Here is an 18,562-nt window from a genome sequence, read left to right as displayed (position 1 = left end):
GAATTTTTTCCTCCCCCGAAAAAGTTTTCATCCTTTTAATAGTGCCTTGGCAATTGTATTTTTTTGAATCTCTGAGGTACCGCTCAGAATCCGATACATCCGTGCACTCCTGTACATTTTTTCTACTGGATGGCCTTTTACCAAGCCTTTGGAGCCAAAGATTTGGATGGCCTTGTCAGCCACACGGCTATTTACCTCTGAAGCAAACAGCTTGGCCATGGACGTACCGGCCCGATCCTCTTTTCCCTGATCAATTTTATCAACCACATCATAGACCATGCATTTTGCTGCATAGATTTCCGTCGCCATATCTGCGAGCATATGCTGAATTGCCTGGAAGTCACAGATGGGCCGGCCATACTGGACTCGCGTTTTGGCATGTTCAATAGATAAATCGAGAAGGTGTTGAGCCATTCCGATAAAGCCGGCGGCATGGGAAGCGCGATTTGTGTTTATTCTTTTCAATCCGAGCAGCAACCCTTTTCCTGGTTCTCCGATTATATTGGCGGCAGGCACTCGACATTGATTGAAATTCAATTCGGCATGTATGCGTTCTCCTGATAGGGGAACTTGAATGTCTCCTAGTTCAAACCCTGGATGTTGTGGTGTTTTTTTATCAACTAGGAAAGCAGTGATCCTTTCTTTTTCTCCTTTCCGGGATTCTTTCGCTATGACAATGGCGAAATCAGCATAGGGGGCCGCACTGATAAAATGTTTCTTTCCGCTTAATATATAATCATTTCCGTCTTTAACGGCTGTTGTTTCGATAGCGAATGCATCCGACCCGGCATTTGGTTCTGTAAGGGCAAAGCAGCAACTCACTTCTCCCGTCACAACGGGCATCACATATTTTTCTATTTGCTCCGGTGTAAAACTTTCCAACATCTGACCAATTCTTAGCGGCCCGCCAATCTCCCCTATAACCTGCCCCCATAAAACCGCTCCGGAACGTGCCAATTCTTCCTTGAACATGCATAATCCTTTTAAGCTTACTTCTTGTCCGCCATATTTTTCAGGGAGGTTAATTCCGTAAAAGCCCAGTTCCCTGGATCTTTTCCTTGCCCATTTTATGGCTTCCATCGGAATATCCTCTTCAGCGTTCAAGCCATGCTCCTGTTCATATGGAAGCAATTCATTTTGGATGAAATCCTGCAACTTTGTTTGAAGTACCTCTAATTTCTCTTCCTGGGTCGTAACCATATGTTTCCCCTTTCGATTTTTATTTTCGTCTTACTTTTTAAATATTTGAAATGTTATAAAATCAATTTTAAATGTAAATAATATTTAAGTAAAATAAGGATATATGATATAAATATAAAAAATATTGATGTAAATAAAAAAAATATTAGTTCCCTATCATCATAGGAAACTAATATTTAAGAGTGGTGTAGAATTCGAGACATTTTATAAACTCCCTGGCAGCTTTTGAAAAATACTGCTTCTTAGAGCAAACGTAACCGAATTCCATTGTATTATTTTCCATCTCCACCAAAGGAATGGCCACAAGCTCCCCGCTTAGGAAATAGGGGTCGCTGTTAACTCCAATATCATAAGAAAAGGCAATCGCTAATCCCTCAGCGACGGTTTTTTTGATGATCTCTGTATTATTTGTGAAAAACAAAATATTCATCTCACCGTAATGATCAAAAAAACCTTTAATGAACGACTTCATTCTTGGTCCATTGTAAATGACCAAATTTTGGTCCATAAGCTCTCGTGGGGTTATGCTTTTACGGTTCACTAAAGGTGAGTTCTTACTGACCATCACAATCACTTTTGCTTCCATCAAAGGTTGGAATTCCAACTCAATTTCTTTTGGTTTAACCTTTGGGATATTCAATAGCCCGATGTCTATCTTACCATTCCGTACTTCTTCGGTTATCTCTTGTCCCCCTTTTTCTTCAATGACTATTTTCACCTCGGGATACTTCTTCTTAAATAAGGCCAAGGATTTAGGCAAAACCGTTAGAAATAAACCTTGTGTTGATGAAAGGCGCAACTCTTTTTCCATCGTATCTGAATGTATTTGGGCACTGTCTCTTATTTCTTCCAATTTGCTTAATACTTCAAGAGCTTTCTGGATGATTTCCTTTCCGTCTTCTGTAGGTATGGTTCCTAACCTTGACCTCTTGAAGATTTTTATACCTAATTCCTTCTCCAAACTCGTAATGGCCATACTGATTCCAGATTGAGAGATATGGAGGCTTTCTGATGCAGTGGAAATCGAGTTAACCTCGGCTACCTTAATGATATATTCCAATTGTTCAATATTCATGGTTTATTCTCCTTCTAGCCTATTACTACTATCATACCTTGAACAGAAAGCCCTTTCAATTTTAGAGAAGTGGAATCAGAATACCTTATACAATGGTAGATGTTTTTTCGTATTCTTTAGCGGGTTGTGCCTGATTATTTTTAATAGATACGGCAACAATCGTTCCCAATAACGCGATTATCACCAAAAACAGGAAAGCGGCATTATAGGAGTCATTAAACAGACTGATAATCAAACCGAGGGCTAAAGGAGAAACAGCACCTGCAATTTGACCGGCGAAAGTTACGAGTCCGGAGGCAGAGCCCGTTAGTTCCTTTGGTGAGTATTTTATGATGATCGTATATAGAACGGTTCCAAAGAAAGATAGTGCTACGGAGTTGAGGGTGAGATACGTGATGATAAGTCCTATAGACGTGGCGTTAGACATTAAAAAGAGAAAAATTGCCGATAATAAAGCGCCTGCAGCGGCAAGATACTTCTCCCGGTTAGCCATATGTTTATCCAGAAGCCACCCGCTTACATTAAACATCAAGAAACCAAAAATATAAGGGATTGCCAATAAACCTCCGGCGGCTATTAAATCCACTCCTTTTTCTTTAACCAAATATATAGGCATCCAAGTGATCAAACCATAGTTGATAATATTTGATATAAACTTGAATGTTATGAGTTTCCAAATATTTTCGATTTTAAATAACAGTTTCAGAGCAACCTTTTTTTGTTTCGGTTTGTCTTTTTTAACCTCTTGATTTCCTTGAGGCTTGAGAATGAACCAAATTCCGAAAGAAGCCAATATCCCTAGAATTCCGGAAATGGTAAACATGCCCCGCCAACCGAATGCCACCACCATTGAAGCAGCAAGTGCAGTACCTAATATCCCGCCAATATTTTGGGCAGACAGGAAAAACGAATTTGCCCGGCCCCGTTCTTCTTCCGGGAAGTTATCTCTTATAGTGGACATACTGGCAGGATAGAATGGCCCTTCACCTAACCCGAACAGAAAACGGATGAATAATAAAGACATAAATGACCAAGCAAACCCAGTCATTACAGTGAACAAGGACCAACTAAACAAAGAAACAGTAACCATGACCCTGGCACCATACTTATCGGTCATCCATCCACCAAGCGGTTGCATGAGTGAGTAGCTAACAAAAAATACACTAATTAAAATACCTGTCTGGGACGTAGTGAGATGAAACTCATCTGCAATAGGGATAATCCCGACATTTATGGCAACGCGATCAAAAAAACTTAAGATCATTCCAACAAATAAAAGGCCGCTAATCATTATTTTTCGTTTCTTACTTGCATATAACTGCATTCCCCATCACTCCATTTTTTTATATTTTCACAAAACCTCAGCCTCACAGGAAGCGCTTACAATTCCTTTCGAATTACAAAACTTGTTCTGTAACTATTAGGAGCGTTTTATAAAAAATTAAAAACGAAACAGGATGCCTTCAGGATTAATTAATACATTCAAACCCACGAGACTGCTAAGTAGACTCGTGGGTAACCAATCCATCCTTGTTTCAGAATATGAAGTGTTTGATTATCACGGAGTTACGATATTAACCTTAGGTTGGAATTGATCCAGCAAAGTCAGGAAATCTTCAAACTGTTTTTTATCACCGGAAATGGCAACTTTACCGGCTGCTTCCATTTTGGATAAATCTTCCCGTCCTAGAGCAATCTGATAGAAGGTTATTCTATCTAATGTTAATGCTGCATCAGGGTTGAACGCCATTTTCCCTTTTTCGAAGTTCAATACAGAATTATTCAGATCGATCGTGTAATTGGTTTTTGAATCTGTAAATGTCAAATTGAAAGTCATATTTTTATTTTCCGCTTTCATTCCGTTTAATTTAATGGACAAGAATTTCAGGAAATCATCCATTGGCATATTGAGCAGCGTATCGAGATTCATCATTCCGCCACTTCCCTTTGAGTCTGCCACACCATTCCTTAACTCGTCTGCGCCAGTAAGATAGAAATTACGCCACACAGAAGATTCAGCTGTGTATCCTAATTGCTCATAAGCTTTAGCCAGTAAATTTTTTGCTTCTGTATTTTTCGGGTTGGCCATGACAACATGCTTTAAGACTTGAGCCACCCAGCGATATTCCCCTCTTTTATAATCAAGTTTTGCCTGTTTAATGACCTTCTTTTCCCCACCCATATACTGTACATATTTAGCGCCCGATTCCTCTTGTGGTAATGGATCCAAGTCGGATGGATTACCGTTGAAATATCCTAAATAAAAGTTATACACCGCTTTTACGTTGTGTTTCAATGTTCCGTAATACCCCCGATTGGCCCAGACTTTATCCAACTTTTCAGGAAGCTTTAACTCTTCCGCGATTTCATCAGGTGTAAGTCCTAAATTAGCTAATCGTATGGTTTGGTCATGAATATATTTGTACAAATCACGCTGACTTTCCAACTGCTCCAGAACATCGTCCCTTCCCCATATGGGCCATGTATGGGCTGTAACCATAGCATCTATATCTTCGTTTCCAAACAGATCAACTGTTTCATCAAGTGCTTTCACCCATTTTAGGGTATCTCTGGTTTTAGCTCCCCTTAATGTATAAATATTATGTAACGTGTGTCCGGTGTTTTCCGCTACCACTAAAGTTTTGTAATCATTGATATAATAATGCATTTCAGATGGAGCTTCCGAATCCGGCGTCAATAAAAATTTAAATGTAATTCCGTCTATTTCCACCGTTTGAATATCATCCTTCACTTCCATTGTTGGAGGTAAATAGCTAAAAGTTCCGTTACTTAATCCTGGGCCAATACCAGAAGTAACAAATCCCCTTTCATTTGCGGTTAAGAGATTTCCAAACATATAACCTGCACGGCGAGACATTATATTGCCTAAAAGAATGTTTTCACTTAGCGCTTCATCGTTAAAACCTGCTGGGACAATAATCGGCACCTTAGCTGGATTGTCAGCATATTGAGCAATGCCTTTCATACCACCAAAGTGATCCGCATGACTGTGACTAATAACAATTGCACTTACTGGGGATTTAGGCCGGTGTTCAAAATAAAGCTCCATGGCGGCTTTGGCCGTTTCAATTGTAGAAAGTGTATCCAAAACTATTAATCCTGTTTTTCCTTCCACAATGGTAAGCACTGATAAATCCTGGCCCCGAACTTGATAAACGCCATCTACCACTTTAAATAAGCCTGTTATATTTTGTAATTGTGCCTGCCGCCACAAGCTTGGGTTTACAGTAAAACTTGCCGGCTGATCTTCTTTGATGAATGAATATCGATTACTATCCCAAACCACGTCACCTTTTGAATTTTTAATGGGATTCATATTCAAAGGCGCAATGAAACCTTTATGTGCATTCTTGAAATCTTCTTTATCAGTAAAATTCAACTGTTCATAAAAAGCCTTATTTGCTGAGATTGTTGCATCTGTTGCCGGCATTGGCTCATCTGAAGCAGCATTTGTAACAGAAGAACCTGCCAGTAAAACAAAAACAATGGGAACGGTTACAATTCCTTTAATAAAAGATATTTTGGACATTTCATACCCCTTTCTAAGTAGATATCTTGTATCTATTCCGAATGTTAAAGTATCTTCCTTAGATTTTTTTGAATAATATGAATTTATCTTATAATTAATTTGCCATTAAGTATATTTACTATTTCTAATAGTAACTTCAATTTTATTTATATAAAGGCAATGTTAAATTCCTAATGTTGATATTTGACCATAAGGAAACCGCCTTGGTGAAAAGGCGGTTCTTTGAGCTATCGTCCCCGTGTTTGTTTTTAATGAGTGTCTTCATCTCTTTTGTTCTCCAAAAAATCACCTGGCTGACAATTCAAAGTCTTACATATCCGTTAATCATGCATTTTTTGACATTATATATCTGGGGCATTTTTTAATGGCTTTTGAAGTGCGTCCACAATGGCTGCGATGATACTTGTTGCTAAAATACCCATTAGACATAATGATGTAGGACCCGCTGCATCATCACTACTTGTAACTTTAGCAAGCACCCTTAAGCTTACTATTCCTAACAAAATGAGGAAAATGACTGTAAAAGCACATTTCTTTATAATCTTCAAAGATTTAAGGGATAATTCAGAGAAAGCATTGTTCTTTTCGATGTAGGTTAATAGTTTATATGCTTGATACAACGCAACAGAAAACGCAATACAGAATCCGTATGCACATACTAAAAAGGGGATTAGGAAGTAAGCCGTATCTGGATGTACCCTTGCATCTCTAACGGCTATCTCAGGCAACCAGATACACAAAGCAAGCACTGCAATTCCAGCCAGAAAAATAATTACCTTTAAGAAAGTCGTTGAACCTTGTTTAACATTCATTTAAAACACCTCACCTATTTAATGACAACTTGATTTTAGCATATTATTTATCGTATAACAGTAAATTTATATTGTTTTTATTTGTATTATTATTGTTATTGAAATATCTTTTTAATTTTAACAAAAATAAAAAGCACTTCTCATTACAAAGAAATGCTCTTACTTTAAAATTTACAACTTGTTCAACAAAACTGCCCGTTTAGATTTATGTGGTCTTCTGGTGCGTTGAAGAGGCGTGTTTGTGAGGTCGTTGAATGTTTGATGGCAGGCTTTACAGCTGTAACGCTGCTGTTTCACCTCTCCAGCACATGTTTTGATAACGTATTTACCAAATCGCACAACAAAATGGCTGTCGCAATGTGGGCAGACAAGACTAGTTTTATGCTTTTGTACCTGGATTTCATCAATTGCACGTATAGGAGCCGACATCGGTTTCGTTCGAGACTGCAAGAAATATACAATTTGCTGTTTACCGCTTTCATTTAATTCTTCGGCGAGCTTCTTTATTTCCTTTAACTCCACGCTATATCATCTCCGAACCATCATTATATCTTTTATTATGCCCATTAACCCCTTTGTTTGTCTAACCGAAGACTGAATAACCAAATACATAATGCCCCCCGATAGAGAAGAGCTTTTATAATCAATGCTGTATATTCAATTTACCATGACTTTTGCTAGCTGCCGGGGCCACGCCGTTAATCACGAAACTGAAAACGCTGCCAATTGTAAGAGTGAACAAAGGCAGCGTCCCATCCTTATTGAAGAAAATCAACAAATTTAGACACCCCTATTTTATTAAAACGCTTGTTTTTCCTGACTAGCCATAAATTTCTTGCCATATTTATTCTGTATATATCCACTTCCCGCAAAAAGCCTTGCTCCAATTCTCTTGCCACTGTCAACCTTGGCAAAATGCTGATTCCAAGTCCGGCTTCAACCGCACTTTTTATCGCTTGTGTACTGCCAATCTCCATGTAGCTTTCAATTTTTTCTAAAACCCCATACTCCCTTAGCATATTTTCTACGATAAGCCGTGTTCCGGAAATGGATTCACGCCAAATCATCCTTTCATTTCCCAATTCCTCTAGCTGAATTTCTTTTCTGTCTTTCCATGGGTGGTCGGATGGACATACCAATATCAATTCGTCTTCGGCGAACTTGTCTACAATAAAATCGGTGTTTTCCACAAGTCCTTCCACCAAGGCCAAATCAATGACATCGTTTGAAAGATCCTCCAGAACCCGGGGCGTATTTTTTATCGTCAATGTCACTTTTATTTCTGGCTGTTGTTTTTTGAATCTCCCAAGCAAGCTAGGCAATAAATACTCACCGATAGTCAAGGAAGCCCCTACTATGAGATTTGCATTGTACTTCCCCGTCGATTGCTGAATCACTTCTTTTGAATGGTTGAAGTCATTTACTATGGCTTTTGCAAAAGGATATAACAGCTTTCCTGCTTCTGTAACTCTAAGCCTTCCTTCCTCACGGTCGAATAACAAAGTGTTATAATAATTTTCCAGTTGATGGATCTGCCGTGTTACAGCGGGCTGAGATAAGAAACTTAACCTCGCTGCCTGGCTTATACTTCCTTCATCCACCACTAAACAAAACATTTTCAGATTTTCCAATTTCAAGAAAACGACCTCCATGTTTTTAGATAGTTTATTAAAATGATAGCATCATTAGGTAAATGGTGAAATGAAAATAGTGAGATACATTCTAAGGCTATTCAATTTTTGGCGGCATTCTAATAAAACGGATAAATCTTCTGGGTATAACGTTTTGTTATACCCGATGATTTTGTTGCAATTTACCCAGCCCTTTTTCTTTGATATGTTAATGATAAGAATTAAACAATGCATGCAAAGGAAGTGACTGATGTCAATGAAAGGACAATGGAAAACTCTATTCCAATTATTTTGGACCTTTTTTAAAATAGCACCTGTCACATTCGGAGGCGGGTTTGCGATGATCCCTTTAATCGAAAATGAAGTGGTCGAAAAGAGAAAATGGATGAAAAGCGAAGAAGTTACTGATGTTTTTGCTTTATCTCAGTCCGTACCGGGAGCTGTCGCCATCAACTCCGCCACCTTTATCGGCCATCGAATTGCCGGAATGAAGGGGGCAATGGCAGCCATGATCGGTGTTTCATTACCTACCTTTTTAATTGTTCTGCTCCTGGGCATTGTTTATTTTTTCATTCAGGATAATCCGAAGGTAGAATCCGCATTCATATCGATCAGAGCTTCCATAGTAGCCATCATCGCCTATGCGGCTATCAAGATAGGAAAAACCGCAGTTGTTGACAAATCAACTTTCTGTATTTTAATAGCAGGAATTCCCGTCCTCTTCTTTCTTCACCCTGTGATGGTTATAATAGCAGGAGCTCTAGCCGGTATTGTGACCATCTCCATTAAGAGAAAATTAGGTTACGATGTCAAGATGGACAAAAAAGATAGGAAAATAGAAGAAAATGATTTCGAACCTTTCATGGGTGCTGGCATATAGGTAACACAAAATAGGGACTAACTAATTTTCAAGAAAGCATGTGATGGAATGATGGAATTGTGGGAGTTGTTTAGCACCTTCTTTATTATCGGCTTTGTATCTTTCGGAGGCGGATACGCCATGATTCCCGTAATAGAATCGGAAGTCTCACAGCATGGATGGATGACAACGCAGGAATTCACCGATATAATCGCCATTTCCGGGATGTCCCCAGGACCTGTCACCGCCAATAGTGCCATTCTCGTTGGCTATTCCACTGCTGGGTTAGCAGGAGCCATATCATCTGCTCTAGGAATCTTGCTTCCTGCCATTATAATCGTAACCGTTATAGCCACATTTTTCAGCAAATTGAATCATTATCCAGTTGTTCAATCCATGTTTTATGGATTAAGGCCCATTGTCACTAGTTTGATCATCTTTGCAGCGATCAGTTTAGCACTTTCCAATCATATGATAGCCGTGAACTTTTCATGGCATACGATAAGCTTATTACTCGTTTTTGGTTTATCGTTATTTGCCCTAATGAAATTACGCTGGCATCCAGCCTATGTAATTATTCTTTCCGGTTTAGTTGGTGTTGTCCTCTATTCATGACAGGTGTCTCACACACAACCATCATTAATTTGGACCGGAATTAAGCAGAAAAATTGAAAAGTGTGAGAAAACTTTATTATGTTTATGTATTTACCATACAGAAAACACCCTGCATCCAATGATTCAGGGTGTTTTATTATTATATTCTCTTTTTAAGAGGTACGTTTCTTCATTTCATCATTTCCCGGCTGAAACCGTGGAAAACCAATCAGGATGGCAATGATGCCACAAAGTCCAATCAGGATTGGGTAATATGAATACGGCAAGATGCTTAACGGAGAAATTTTTGCTACCCCTGCTGCAACAAGCAGTTGTGCTCCATATGGGATCAACCCTTGGATACAACATGCAAAAATGTCAAGGACGCTCGCCGATTTCCGCGGATCAATCCCATACTTTTCAGAAATATTTTTGGCAAGTGGCCCGGCAATAATAATCGAAATCGTGTTATTTGCCGTTGAAAGGTTCGTTAAACCAACAAGCCCCGCAATGCTGAATTCCGCCCCTTTTTTCGATTTGCTATTTCGTGTCACTAGGTGGAGTAGATAATCGATGCCACCATTATGTTTGATTACGGCTACCATACCTGCAATTAAAAGGGCAAGGAAGGAGATTTCATACATTCCCGCCATTCCTTCTCCAACTTTTTGAATGACACCCAACGGTTGATAACTACCATCTGCCAAGCCGATGATTCCTGCAAATACGATTCCGATGGAAAGGACCAAGAACACATTGACTCCTGCCAATGCAGTGACCAATACGCAAAGATACGGAAGAATCTTCACCCAATCATAAGACTGTTGGGAAATGTCAGCCTGTTCACCCATCGTTAAAATTCCTAGGATGGCACATGTGATGATGGCTGCAGGTAAAACGATGAAAAAATTCACTTTAAACTTATCCTTCATTTTCGTTCCCTGAGTTCGAACAGCAGCGATTGTCGTATCTGAAATGAATGAAAGGTTATCCCCAAACATCGCACCACCAATAACGGCTGCCATTGAAAGGGCAAGTGAAATATCAGTTTGTTCACTAATCCCTACCCCGATAGGTGCCAGGGCAACTATCGTTCCCATGCTTGTCCCCATGGATAGAGAAATAAAACAAGCGATGATGAAAATCCCCACCATTAATAGATTTTGGGGGAAAACAGCTAAGGCAAGATTCACGGTTGATTCAACTGCCCCCATGCCATTGGCAACTTCGGCAAAAGCGCCGGCCAAAAGGAAAATGATAACCATTAACATAATATTGGCGTCCCCGGCACCTTTACAGAAGATATCAACCTTTTCATTGAATGTCTCTTTCCGATTCATCGCCAATGCAGCTGCCGATGCAATGGAAATCGCTACAATCACCGGAAATGAATAAAAATCTTTAGTGATGATTCCGGATCCAATAAATAAAATTAAAAATACGACAAATGGGATCAATGCCCATGGATTCCCTTTATTGTTTGCACTCATGATGTACACCTCTTTTTATTTTTCCCGCGACATGTGTCACAGCTCTTATTCTATTAACAGTTTTCGCAAATAACTCCAATTTGAACCTACCTGATTTTCCAGTCATGGAGCTGTAGCAAAAAACTGGCATAAAAAAAGACCCCTTCTATTTAATAACAAGAAGAGGTCTTTTAATTTATAAAAAACACCCTCCTTATCTTTCAGGCGAAAATCAGCCTGCTGGATTTGGCACAGCACTCCATTTAAGTCCGCTGCCGAGACATCTTCGGGCCAGTCCCTCCGTCTCTCTTGATAAGAAGATTACATTATATAATTATTTAAAAATTACGATGCCTGCCAGAAAAGTACCACGCTGGAAACTTGCCTGAGTTCGTGACATCGAAAGTCGTTTTGAAAAGCAAATATAACAGTACAGCATTTTGTCTATTTTCGCAAGGGTTAATTTTTAAAGTGTTTCACATGCACTCCTTACTGTTTATAAAGAGATCTAAGTTGATTGGAGCGGGTGTGCGAGACTCCTGGGGGAAAAGCGAGTGCCTTGAGGCGACGTCAAATTGTAAAAACCATAAAAAAAATGCAGAAAAACTCGATTTTCATCGAGTTGTCTACATTCTGAGAGGTCTAATGACCTCTCAGCAAATTTGTTGGATTAGGTTAGGTGAATTATTTTTAGTCGAGTTCACATCATTCGATACTTCAAATGCTTCCATCTGTTCCGAATCGAATGATTTTAAATACTGTTGCAGATATGCAGGATCATTAATGGAAGGATTCAACCAATCTTTTTCATCTTCTGGTTTTAGGATGACAGGCATGCGGTCATGAATGCTGGTCATTAGCTCATTTGGCACAGTTGTTATAACAGAGCACGAATAGATGCTGATGCCTTCAGGAGATTTCCAGGATTCCCAGAGACCGGCCATTCCAAATGGAGCATGATTCTTCAGTTTTATCCGCATCGGTATTTTTCTTTCTGGTGTCTTCTTCCATTCATAAAAAGAGTCAGCGATTATCAAGCATCTCTTCTTCTTATACGCATTCCTGAAGCTTGCTTTCTCAGCAATGGTTTCCGCTCTGGCATTGATCATTTTGTAGCCCGCTTTTTCGTCTTTTGCCCAGAAAGGAATGAGTCCCCACCGAAGATATCCAATCCGGTTCCTTACCCCGTCATTAATGACGGAGAGCACGGATTGGGAGGGAGCAATATTGTAGCTGAATTGGTATTCCTCATCAAATGACCCTTGGATATCAAACCGTTCTTTTATTTCTTCTATGTCAGTGAAAAGAGTGAAACGTCCACACATAATATCGCCACCGTATTAAGATTTATTACAGTGTATCAAATGGAATGGGCAGGCACAAATCAGCTTTCTAAAATCCTGATATCAGTAAATGGTTGATTAAATAATTCGCTGGAAATCAAAAGAGTGCCAAGGACTTCTCTTTCATCTTCAGCTTTAATGATTTCCGACAAAATTAAGGTACTGCCATTCCTGACCGTTACTTTATATTCATTCATGGAATCCCTCCTCAAAAGGCTAGATGGTTGTTATTATAAACCAAAAACCCATAAGTATCAGTATTGAACTTAGCAGAGGCATGGAAAATCCACATGCCTTTATACTTTAAAAATGGTTAGTCGAACGAAGCAATGCCAAGGACCATGAATCCTTGTGAAGGAGGCGCAAAAAACTGTCCATGAATGATTCATGGACAGTCTGGGGGCTTTAAAGGTTTTTCGCATCAATATTGAAGATAACATTAAGGAAAGCCCCAACAGTCGATACGAAAAGAAACGCTCTTTCTGGGAAGACCGAATTGGAGTTGCCGCCATCCCATGTCCATTATTTAAAATGCAGCAAAACCTCATTTATTAAATGCCCTGCCAATGTAACGGTCTTATTATTTTCGTCCAATGAAGGGTTCACTTCAGAGATATCAAATGAGAGGATCTTTTCATTCGATACGATATGCCTAATAATGGCACGGACCAATTTCGGATCCAGTCCAAACGGCGATGGTGCACTTACCCCAGGTGCGTAGGCTGAATCAATAACATCCGTACATAATGTAAGCATGATATAGTCATTTTCCTTAGCGAATTCATTTATCCTCCGCTTCGTTTCATCCATTTCGTATAATGACAAATCTTCTTCCAATATGTAGTCGACATTACTCCTCTCTGCAGTTTCAAACAGTGCCTTCGTATTCCCCTGCTTCTGAATTCCGACACATAAATAGCCACAACTTTGATCTTCGTCCAAAATCTGCTTAAACATCGTGCCAGATGAAGTTTCATTTTCATAAGGTCTCATATCAAAGTGAGCGTCAATATTAATAATCCCTAGTCTAGCTTTTGGTCCAATGGATTTCCTAATCCCAAGATAATGGCCATACAGGGTTTCGTGACCTCCCCCAAGTATGATAGGAATCGCTTTACTCTCCAAAATCCGGGCAACAGCTGATCCCAGTTGAGATTGGGCGGCTTCCATCTCTGTACTTTCACATATTACATCGCCAGCATCCACCAGCTCGGTTTGGGAAGGTAAATGACAAGGTAATTTTGCCAACGATTGCCTAATATGATCAGGACCCTCGGCAGCACCAACCCTGCCTTTATTCCTTTTGACGCCTTCATCACATTTAAAGCCAATCAGTCCAAAAGTTCGTGATGCATTGGAAGAGGTGGCTAATTCCGAAATGGGTGCCAAGCGCACTCTTTGGTGGTATCTGAAGCTGTCCAGGTCAGTTTGGGAATCAATTCTTCCATTCCAATATTTTAAAGTCGGGTGAGTATACATAATTTCTCCTTTATTTTAAAAATTCCGAAATATCTTTCTTAAAAATTATAATAGAGATAATGTATAATTACCAATACAAAAATTTAATATTTCTATAGAAGGTCAGCGTACATTTATGATATTGACAAATATATCTGTTGGAGAATATCTTCCTTGTATCCGTTTGACATTGCTGCTCAAGCCAGTAGATTTAGCAAGGGCGTATCGATTTTGCCTATAAATAAAATCCACAAAAAGCCCAATTTCTCGGTGTTGTAAAGAGAGAAATTGGGCTTTGGCATCATATAAAAGCGACCTTTAACAGAAGGTCCGATCTCAAGTTGATCTTACTAAACTTTAGTATCAATTTTCAGTTACTGCCCCCTTATATGACCTAGTGACAGGGGGCTTTGCCAAAAACCCCAAAGCATCATGATTTCAATGATTCTCCTAATTCGAATGTTCTTCTTTATGATAGAAATGTAATGATTTATAGTATTTCTATATAACCTTCTGTTCCATTTACTCGAATACGTTGCCCATCTTTTATCAGCTTGGTGGCATTTACCACACCGACAACGGCAGGTAAGCCATATTCACGTGCGATGACTGCTCCATGGGTCATCAGCCCGCCAACTTCGGTGACGAGTCCTTTTATGGATACAAATAATGGTGTCCAGCTAGGATCGGTGAAGGTTGTAACCAGTATATCTCCATCTTCTAGATCTGCATCTTCCATGTTTAGGATGATGCGTGCTCTGCCCTCTATAATTCCGGAAGAAACTGGTAGACCTACAATAGCTTCGGCCATGAGATTGTCTCGTTTATACTCCCCTACAATGATTTCACCATCAGACGTGATAACACGTGGTGGAGTAAGTTTTTCATATAATCTGTACTCGTCTTTTCGTTTGCTGATCATCTGGTAATCTAGTTTATTTGTGCGTACGACTTCATGAAGTTCTTCAAAAGTGAGATAATATATATCTTCTTTTTCATGAATAACGTTGGCTTGTACGAGTTGTTCGGCTTCTTTGAGTAAAGACTGCTTATAAACGAAGTAGCGGTTAACCATGCCGTATTTTGGATATTCCCGATAACCGATGAAATTCCGGATTAGACTGATCATTCGTTTTGTTTCTTTGGCTTTTTGTTCACCATCCGGTAATTGCTTCAATCGATCTAATATCTCTAGTTCTTTTTTCAAAGCTTCCTGTCGCCCTTGCTCAAATTTCAGATTGCTAGCATTAGGCTCAAAGTTTTTGATATTACTTAGAATCACGGGGACAAGTGTAGTTGGTTTTTCGCTCCAACGGGTTTTAGTAATATCGATTTCTCCAGCACATCGCATTCCGTATTTGCCGAGATAATCATAGATAGCATCCTGAGTTTCCTGACCACCATCAAACTTAACTAGTTCATCCATAAAATTATCATCTTTTACTTGTTGTAAATAATCAATTACTTTTGGATAAGGACGTATCACATCTGCGACATCCATTAGGGCCAGACCCATTTCTGAAGTTATATTGTTTGGTACAGATTGAGAAAGCGTGTCGGCTGCGTTTTTTTCACCTAACCACTTATTCATTTTTTCATTGATCCATGATGATGCATCTATAGCAGCCATAAACACAGCTGAACTTTGTGGGTCAAATAAAATCTTCTTTAATATCTGGATATCTTCCAGAATGAAATCAAATAACTCCGAACCTGATTTCGTTTGGATGTTTTGTTTTAATTCTTCTATCGATGTTTGACTACGTTTAATCAAATCAGAAACGATTGTCGGGTCGTTTTCAATTTGTGCCCTAGAATCCGCAGACGGCACACTTTTATTGCTTTTACCGGAACTCTGTTCTTGCTTATCATTTGGTACAGATTTTATGAAATCCCCTCGCTCTATTATGTTAATGAGTGCGTCTTTCATGAGCGGGTCGTGTTGTCCCATGGCCTCTACTAACATTTTTCTGCTTTCAGGTGAAGCCACCATATGTGTGACATCAACAAACAACCTTCCGCCAGCTATACGCATGGGTGCAGGAGTCGTTAACAGCCAAAAAGATAATCCCAATGGTTTCATGGCGTCAGTCATCATTTGTTGATGACCGACAGATACATAAACGTGATTCTCTTGATCATTCGCTTTTGGGATGGGGTATAAAGTAGTGATTGGACGGCTCTGGACAATATAAAATGTATCATCAACCAAACACCATTCGATATCTTGCGGACAGCCAAAATGCGCTTCAAGCTTTCTGCCAATCCTTTCAAGCCCCAACACTTGCTCATCTGACAGGGTCGATAAAACCTGCTGCCCCGGCTCAATTTCCTTTTCCACCGTTCCGCCTTCTTTTCGTGCATATATAGCCAACTTTTTGGCAGAAATCTTCTTCTCCACAATCCTACCTTCTTGCACTTTATAATTGTCCGCAGACACTAAGCCAGAGACAAGTGCCTCACCCAGCCCAAAGCTAGCATCGATCGAAAGCACCTTGCGGTTTGAGGAAACTGGATCAGCTGTAAATAGTATTCCGGAAGCTTGTGGAAAAATCATCCTTTGAATAACAACAGACAGATAAACCTTGCGATGGTCAAATCCGTTTTGCATTCGGTAAATCACAGCACGATCAGTAAATAGTGAAGCCCAGCACTTACTAATATGTTGTAAAATTGAATCTTTTCCTTTGATGTTTAGATAGGTATCCTGTTGACCTGCAAAGGAGGCAAATGGAAGATCTTCGGCTGTAGCGCTAGAACGAACAGCATATGCATGCTCGAAGCCAAAAGTTAAGAGACATCGGTCGATATCTTCTTCGATCCCCTTGTCGATCTCGATTCCCTCAATCAGATCACGAATCTTCCTGCTAATTTCACTTATTCTTTTTCGTTCGTCCACTTTTTGTACTGCAAGCTGATCGAGTAATTGATGAAGCTCATCATTTTCCCCAATGACTCTTTTAAATGCCTCAGTAGTAACACAAAATCCTTCTGGTACAAGAATTCCATCAATCTTCGAGCATTCGCCCAAATTCATCCCTTTGCCACCGACCACCATTTGTTTCGTTTTATCGATCTCCCGAAACTCCAGTACATATGGTTTCATTTCTTTCCCTCCTATTTATCGCTTAATACCAAGACAATCATATGACAAAAATTGTTCATGTGATCAACCATTAACGCTGTCCGGTCGTTCTTGCTCCTACTGAAGTTCCATGTTCCTATCAAACACTCCTTTAAAAAAATAAAAATAAGGATTGACTGAGAAGGAAATTATGTTGTATAATTATAATAGGGTATAATTTATACAAAATACTAAATTGGTGTATCTATATAAATTTAACACAGTTTTTCATTTTTTTCAATGTGTTTTCATGACCACAATTGTAGTAAATACAAAGTCAGAAAACCCCATTTTACAAGACAACTCACATAAATGATTTCCGAATATCCAATCATTTATTTCAGCTTAAGGGAAAATACGGATGTACAACCTTAATAAACTCCAATAGTAAAAATCCCGGTTTCTTAGTATTAAGAAATCGGGATTTTTTAGATACTCCATTAAAGCGTCCGAGCTTTATTGAGAATTTTTAAAATTTTTACCTTCCCAAATAATTGATGCCCCCCTACTTATACATTCTCCAATTTTTGTACCTAAAAGACTTTTACAAATAAGGATTTCTATGGACTATGATCTAAGAATGGTTTTAATTGACAGTAAACATCCATGAAACACCAAATTTATCCTTCAACGAACCGTGAAGTTTCGCAAAGAATGTTTCATGAAGATCCATATGTATGGATCCCTCTTCTTTTAATATGTTCCATGCCTTTCTAGCTTGTTCCTCCGAGTTCAGCTCCACACTTACAACCACTTTGTCACTATCATTCAATTTACGGTTTGAATCAGACCCCATTATAATTCCATCTTCTGTTAATCTTAATTGTGAGTAAAGAACAAGGTCTTTATCACTCTCTTCTACAGGAAAGTCTGGGCTTGATGGGATCTCACTATATTTTTGCATAGCAATAATTTCCCCGCCAAAAGCCTCGATATACAATTTGAAAGCCTTTTCACATTCTCTGTTAAACATTAAATATGGTTTAATCATTTTCATTCTCCTTTGAATCAAGATTGGATTCCTTAGTAATATTCAGTACCAAGATTATCATCGTTACAAGCATACACGAACATTAGTTCTGTTTTCAAATAAAAACTTCTGATCGTTCTTTTTTAATAAAACTTAAACCTATATCATTATGCACAAAAATAGCATTGTTATATTCTCGACGTACAGCATGGTAAACGGTTTCCAAAAATAGAACGTGATTTCACCAACAAAACTTATAATGATATCCACAATGCGGCACTATCCCGGAACAAGGATCAGCGCTCATTTTTCATTTTAGGGGAAGGATATTTTTGGTACCGCCTCTTGTAGGGCAACAATACATTTCTTCAATATTATTTGACGCGAATATTCCTGTTTGTTTATATCTCACCCAAAGGACTATAATTCAAAAAATCGCGGGGTAAAGATGAATACTACATTATTAATTACTCTTCG

At 39.0% G+C, this 18,562-nt stretch carries 14 protein-coding genes, 2 pseudogenes and 1 riboswitch; of the genes and pseudogenes, 2 read left to right on the top strand and 14 right to left on the bottom strand.

Annotated features, from left to right (window positions below):
* Nucleotides 1-27: 27 nt before the first annotated feature.
* From ACJ9PY_RS10875 to ACJ9PY_RS10840, 8 genes and pseudogenes are all read right to left on the bottom strand, one after another.
* Nucleotides 28-1,200: an acyl-CoA dehydrogenase family protein gene (locus tag ACJ9PY_RS10875; protein WP_411739997.1), complete on the bottom strand. Its 1,173-nt coding sequence runs from the start codon at nt 1,198-1,200 to the stop codon at nt 28-30.
* A 169-nt stretch (nt 1,201-1,369) separates the two neighbouring features.
* Nucleotides 1,370-2,275 carry a LysR family transcriptional regulator gene (locus ACJ9PY_RS10870; protein WP_057275933.1) on the bottom strand — a complete coding sequence of 302 codons (906 nt, stop codon included), beginning with the start codon at nt 2,273-2,275 and terminating at the stop codon, nt 1,370-1,372.
* An 85-nt stretch (nt 2,276-2,360) separates the two neighbouring features.
* On the bottom strand, nt 2,361-3,599 hold the full coding sequence (locus ACJ9PY_RS10865; protein ID WP_411739996.1) for an MFS transporter: 1,239 nt from the start codon (nt 3,597-3,599) through the stop codon (nt 2,361-2,363).
* Nucleotides 3,600-3,833: 234 nt separating this feature from the next.
* Nucleotides 3,834-5,825 (bottom strand): alkyl/aryl-sulfatase, encoded by a 1,992-nt coding sequence (locus ACJ9PY_RS10860; RefSeq protein WP_411739995.1) that lies wholly within the window; start codon nt 5,823-5,825, stop codon nt 3,834-3,836.
* 248 nt (nt 5,826-6,073) lie between these two features.
* Nucleotides 6,074-6,145: pseudogene (locus tag ACJ9PY_RS10855) on the bottom strand (helix-turn-helix domain-containing protein); the annotation flags it as partial.
* A 21-nt stretch (nt 6,146-6,166) separates the two neighbouring features.
* Nucleotides 6,167-6,637, bottom strand: a complete 471-nt coding sequence (locus tag ACJ9PY_RS10850) for a DUF2975 domain-containing protein (RefSeq protein WP_411739994.1) — start codon at nt 6,635-6,637, stop codon at nt 6,167-6,169.
* Nucleotides 6,638-6,844: 207 nt separating this feature from the next.
* Nucleotides 6,845-7,159, bottom strand: a pseudogene (locus ACJ9PY_RS10845) (transposase); the annotation flags it as partial.
* A gap of 236 nt (nt 7,160-7,395) precedes the next feature.
* Nucleotides 7,396-8,274: a LysR family transcriptional regulator gene (locus ACJ9PY_RS10840; RefSeq protein WP_057275938.1), complete on the bottom strand. Its 879-nt coding sequence runs from the start codon at nt 8,272-8,274 to the stop codon at nt 7,396-7,398.
* A 244-nt stretch (nt 8,275-8,518) separates the two neighbouring features.
* Here ACJ9PY_RS10840 and ACJ9PY_RS10835 point away from each other — a divergent pair, with 244 nt between their 5' ends.
* Together ACJ9PY_RS10835 and ACJ9PY_RS10830 are read left to right on the top strand one after the other, a co-directional pair.
* On the top strand, nt 8,519-9,148 hold the full coding sequence (locus tag ACJ9PY_RS10835) for a chromate transporter (protein WP_411739993.1): 630 nt from the start codon (nt 8,519-8,521) through the stop codon (nt 9,146-9,148).
* 48 nt (nt 9,149-9,196) lie between these two features.
* Complete coding sequence (locus ACJ9PY_RS10830; RefSeq protein WP_306804779.1) at nt 9,197-9,742, top strand: chromate transporter; 546 nt, start codon at nt 9,197-9,199, stop codon at nt 9,740-9,742.
* A 152-nt stretch (nt 9,743-9,894) separates the two neighbouring features.
* On the opposite strand, the gene ACJ9PY_RS10825 is transcribed toward ACJ9PY_RS10830, so the two are convergent.
* The 6 genes from ACJ9PY_RS10825 to ACJ9PY_RS10800 form a co-directional block, all read right to left on the bottom strand.
* Nucleotides 9,895-11,211 carry a Na+/H+ antiporter NhaC family protein gene (locus tag ACJ9PY_RS10825; RefSeq protein ID WP_411739992.1) on the bottom strand — a complete coding sequence of 439 codons (1,317 nt, stop codon included), beginning with the start codon at nt 11,209-11,211 and terminating at the stop codon, nt 9,895-9,897.
* A gap of 190 nt (nt 11,212-11,401) precedes the next feature.
* A riboswitch (SAM riboswitch) is annotated at nt 11,402-11,509 on the bottom strand.
* Between the two features lie 334 nt (nt 11,510-11,843).
* Entirely contained in the window at nt 11,844-12,515 is a 672-nt protein-coding gene (locus ACJ9PY_RS10820; RefSeq protein WP_411739991.1) for an SOS response-associated peptidase, read from the bottom strand.
* 59 nt (nt 12,516-12,574) lie between these two features.
* Nucleotides 12,575-12,730 carry a hypothetical protein gene (locus ACJ9PY_RS10815; protein WP_156404305.1) on the bottom strand — a complete coding sequence of 52 codons (156 nt, stop codon included), beginning with the start codon at nt 12,728-12,730 and terminating at the stop codon, nt 12,575-12,577.
* A gap of 325 nt (nt 12,731-13,055) precedes the next feature.
* Entirely contained in the window at nt 13,056-14,012 is a 957-nt protein-coding gene (hutG, locus tag ACJ9PY_RS10810; protein ID WP_057275942.1) for a formimidoylglutamase, read from the bottom strand.
* A 469-nt stretch (nt 14,013-14,481) separates the two neighbouring features.
* Nucleotides 14,482-17,097, bottom strand: a complete 2,616-nt coding sequence (ppsA, locus tag ACJ9PY_RS10805) for a phosphoenolpyruvate synthase (protein WP_411739990.1) — start codon at nt 17,095-17,097, stop codon at nt 14,482-14,484.
* Between the two features lie 604 nt (nt 17,098-17,701).
* The gene (locus tag ACJ9PY_RS10800) at nt 17,702-18,106 is read right to left on the bottom strand and encodes a VOC family protein (RefSeq protein ID WP_411739989.1); all 405 of its coding nucleotides are present in this window, start codon (nt 18,104-18,106) and stop codon (nt 17,702-17,704) included.
* Nucleotides 18,107-18,562 lie beyond the last annotated feature (456 nt).

This window comes from Peribacillus sp. S4 (assembly GCF_046715815.1).
Lineage (GTDB): Bacteria > Bacillota > Bacilli > Bacillales > DSM-1321 > Peribacillus > Peribacillus frigoritolerans.
This window is presented reverse-complemented; position numbering and strand designations above follow the sequence as displayed.

What these genes read in the sequence shown, in the direction of transcription:
- ACJ9PY_RS10875 (WP_411739997.1), bottom strand. Translation starts at nt 1,200, where the DNA reads ATGGTTACGACCCAGGAAGAGAAATTAGAGGTACTTCAAACAAAGTTG.
- ACJ9PY_RS10870 (WP_057275933.1), bottom strand. Translation starts at nt 2,275, where the DNA reads ATGAATATTGAACAATTGGAATATATCATTAAGGTAGCCGAGGTTAAC.
- ACJ9PY_RS10865 (WP_411739996.1), bottom strand. Translation starts at nt 3,599, where the DNA reads ATGCAGTTATATGCAAGTAAGAAACGAAAAATAATGATTAGCGGCCTT.
- ACJ9PY_RS10860 (WP_411739995.1), bottom strand. Translation starts at nt 5,825, where the DNA reads ATGTCCAAAATATCTTTTATTAAAGGAATTGTAACCGTTCCCATTGTT.
- ACJ9PY_RS10850 (WP_411739994.1), bottom strand. Translation starts at nt 6,637, where the DNA reads ATGAATGTTAAACAAGGTTCAACGACTTTCTTAAAGGTAATTATTTTT.
- ACJ9PY_RS10835 (WP_411739993.1), top strand. Translation starts at nt 8,519, where the DNA reads ATGTCAATGAAAGGACAATGGAAAACTCTATTCCAATTATTTTGGACC.
- ACJ9PY_RS10830 (WP_306804779.1), top strand. Translation starts at nt 9,197, where the DNA reads ATGATGGAATTGTGGGAGTTGTTTAGCACCTTCTTTATTATCGGCTTT.
- ACJ9PY_RS10825 (WP_411739992.1), bottom strand. Translation starts at nt 11,211, where the DNA reads ATGAGTGCAAACAATAAAGGGAATCCATGGGCATTGATCCCATTTGTC.
- ACJ9PY_RS10820 (WP_411739991.1), bottom strand. Translation starts at nt 12,515, where the DNA reads ATGTGTGGACGTTTCACTCTTTTCACTGACATAGAAGAAATAAAAGAA.
- ACJ9PY_RS10815 (WP_156404305.1), bottom strand. Translation starts at nt 12,730, where the DNA reads ATGAATGAATATAAAGTAACGGTCAGGAATGGCAGTACCTTAATTTTG.
- hutG (WP_057275942.1), bottom strand. Translation starts at nt 14,012, where the DNA reads ATGTATACTCACCCGACTTTAAAATATTGGAATGGAAGAATTGATTCC.
- ppsA (WP_411739990.1), bottom strand. Translation starts at nt 17,097, where the DNA reads ATGAAACCATATGTACTGGAGTTTCGGGAGATCGATAAAACGAAACAA.
- ACJ9PY_RS10800 (WP_411739989.1), bottom strand. Translation starts at nt 18,106, where the DNA reads ATGATTAAACCATATTTAATGTTTAACAGAGAATGTGAAAAGGCTTTC.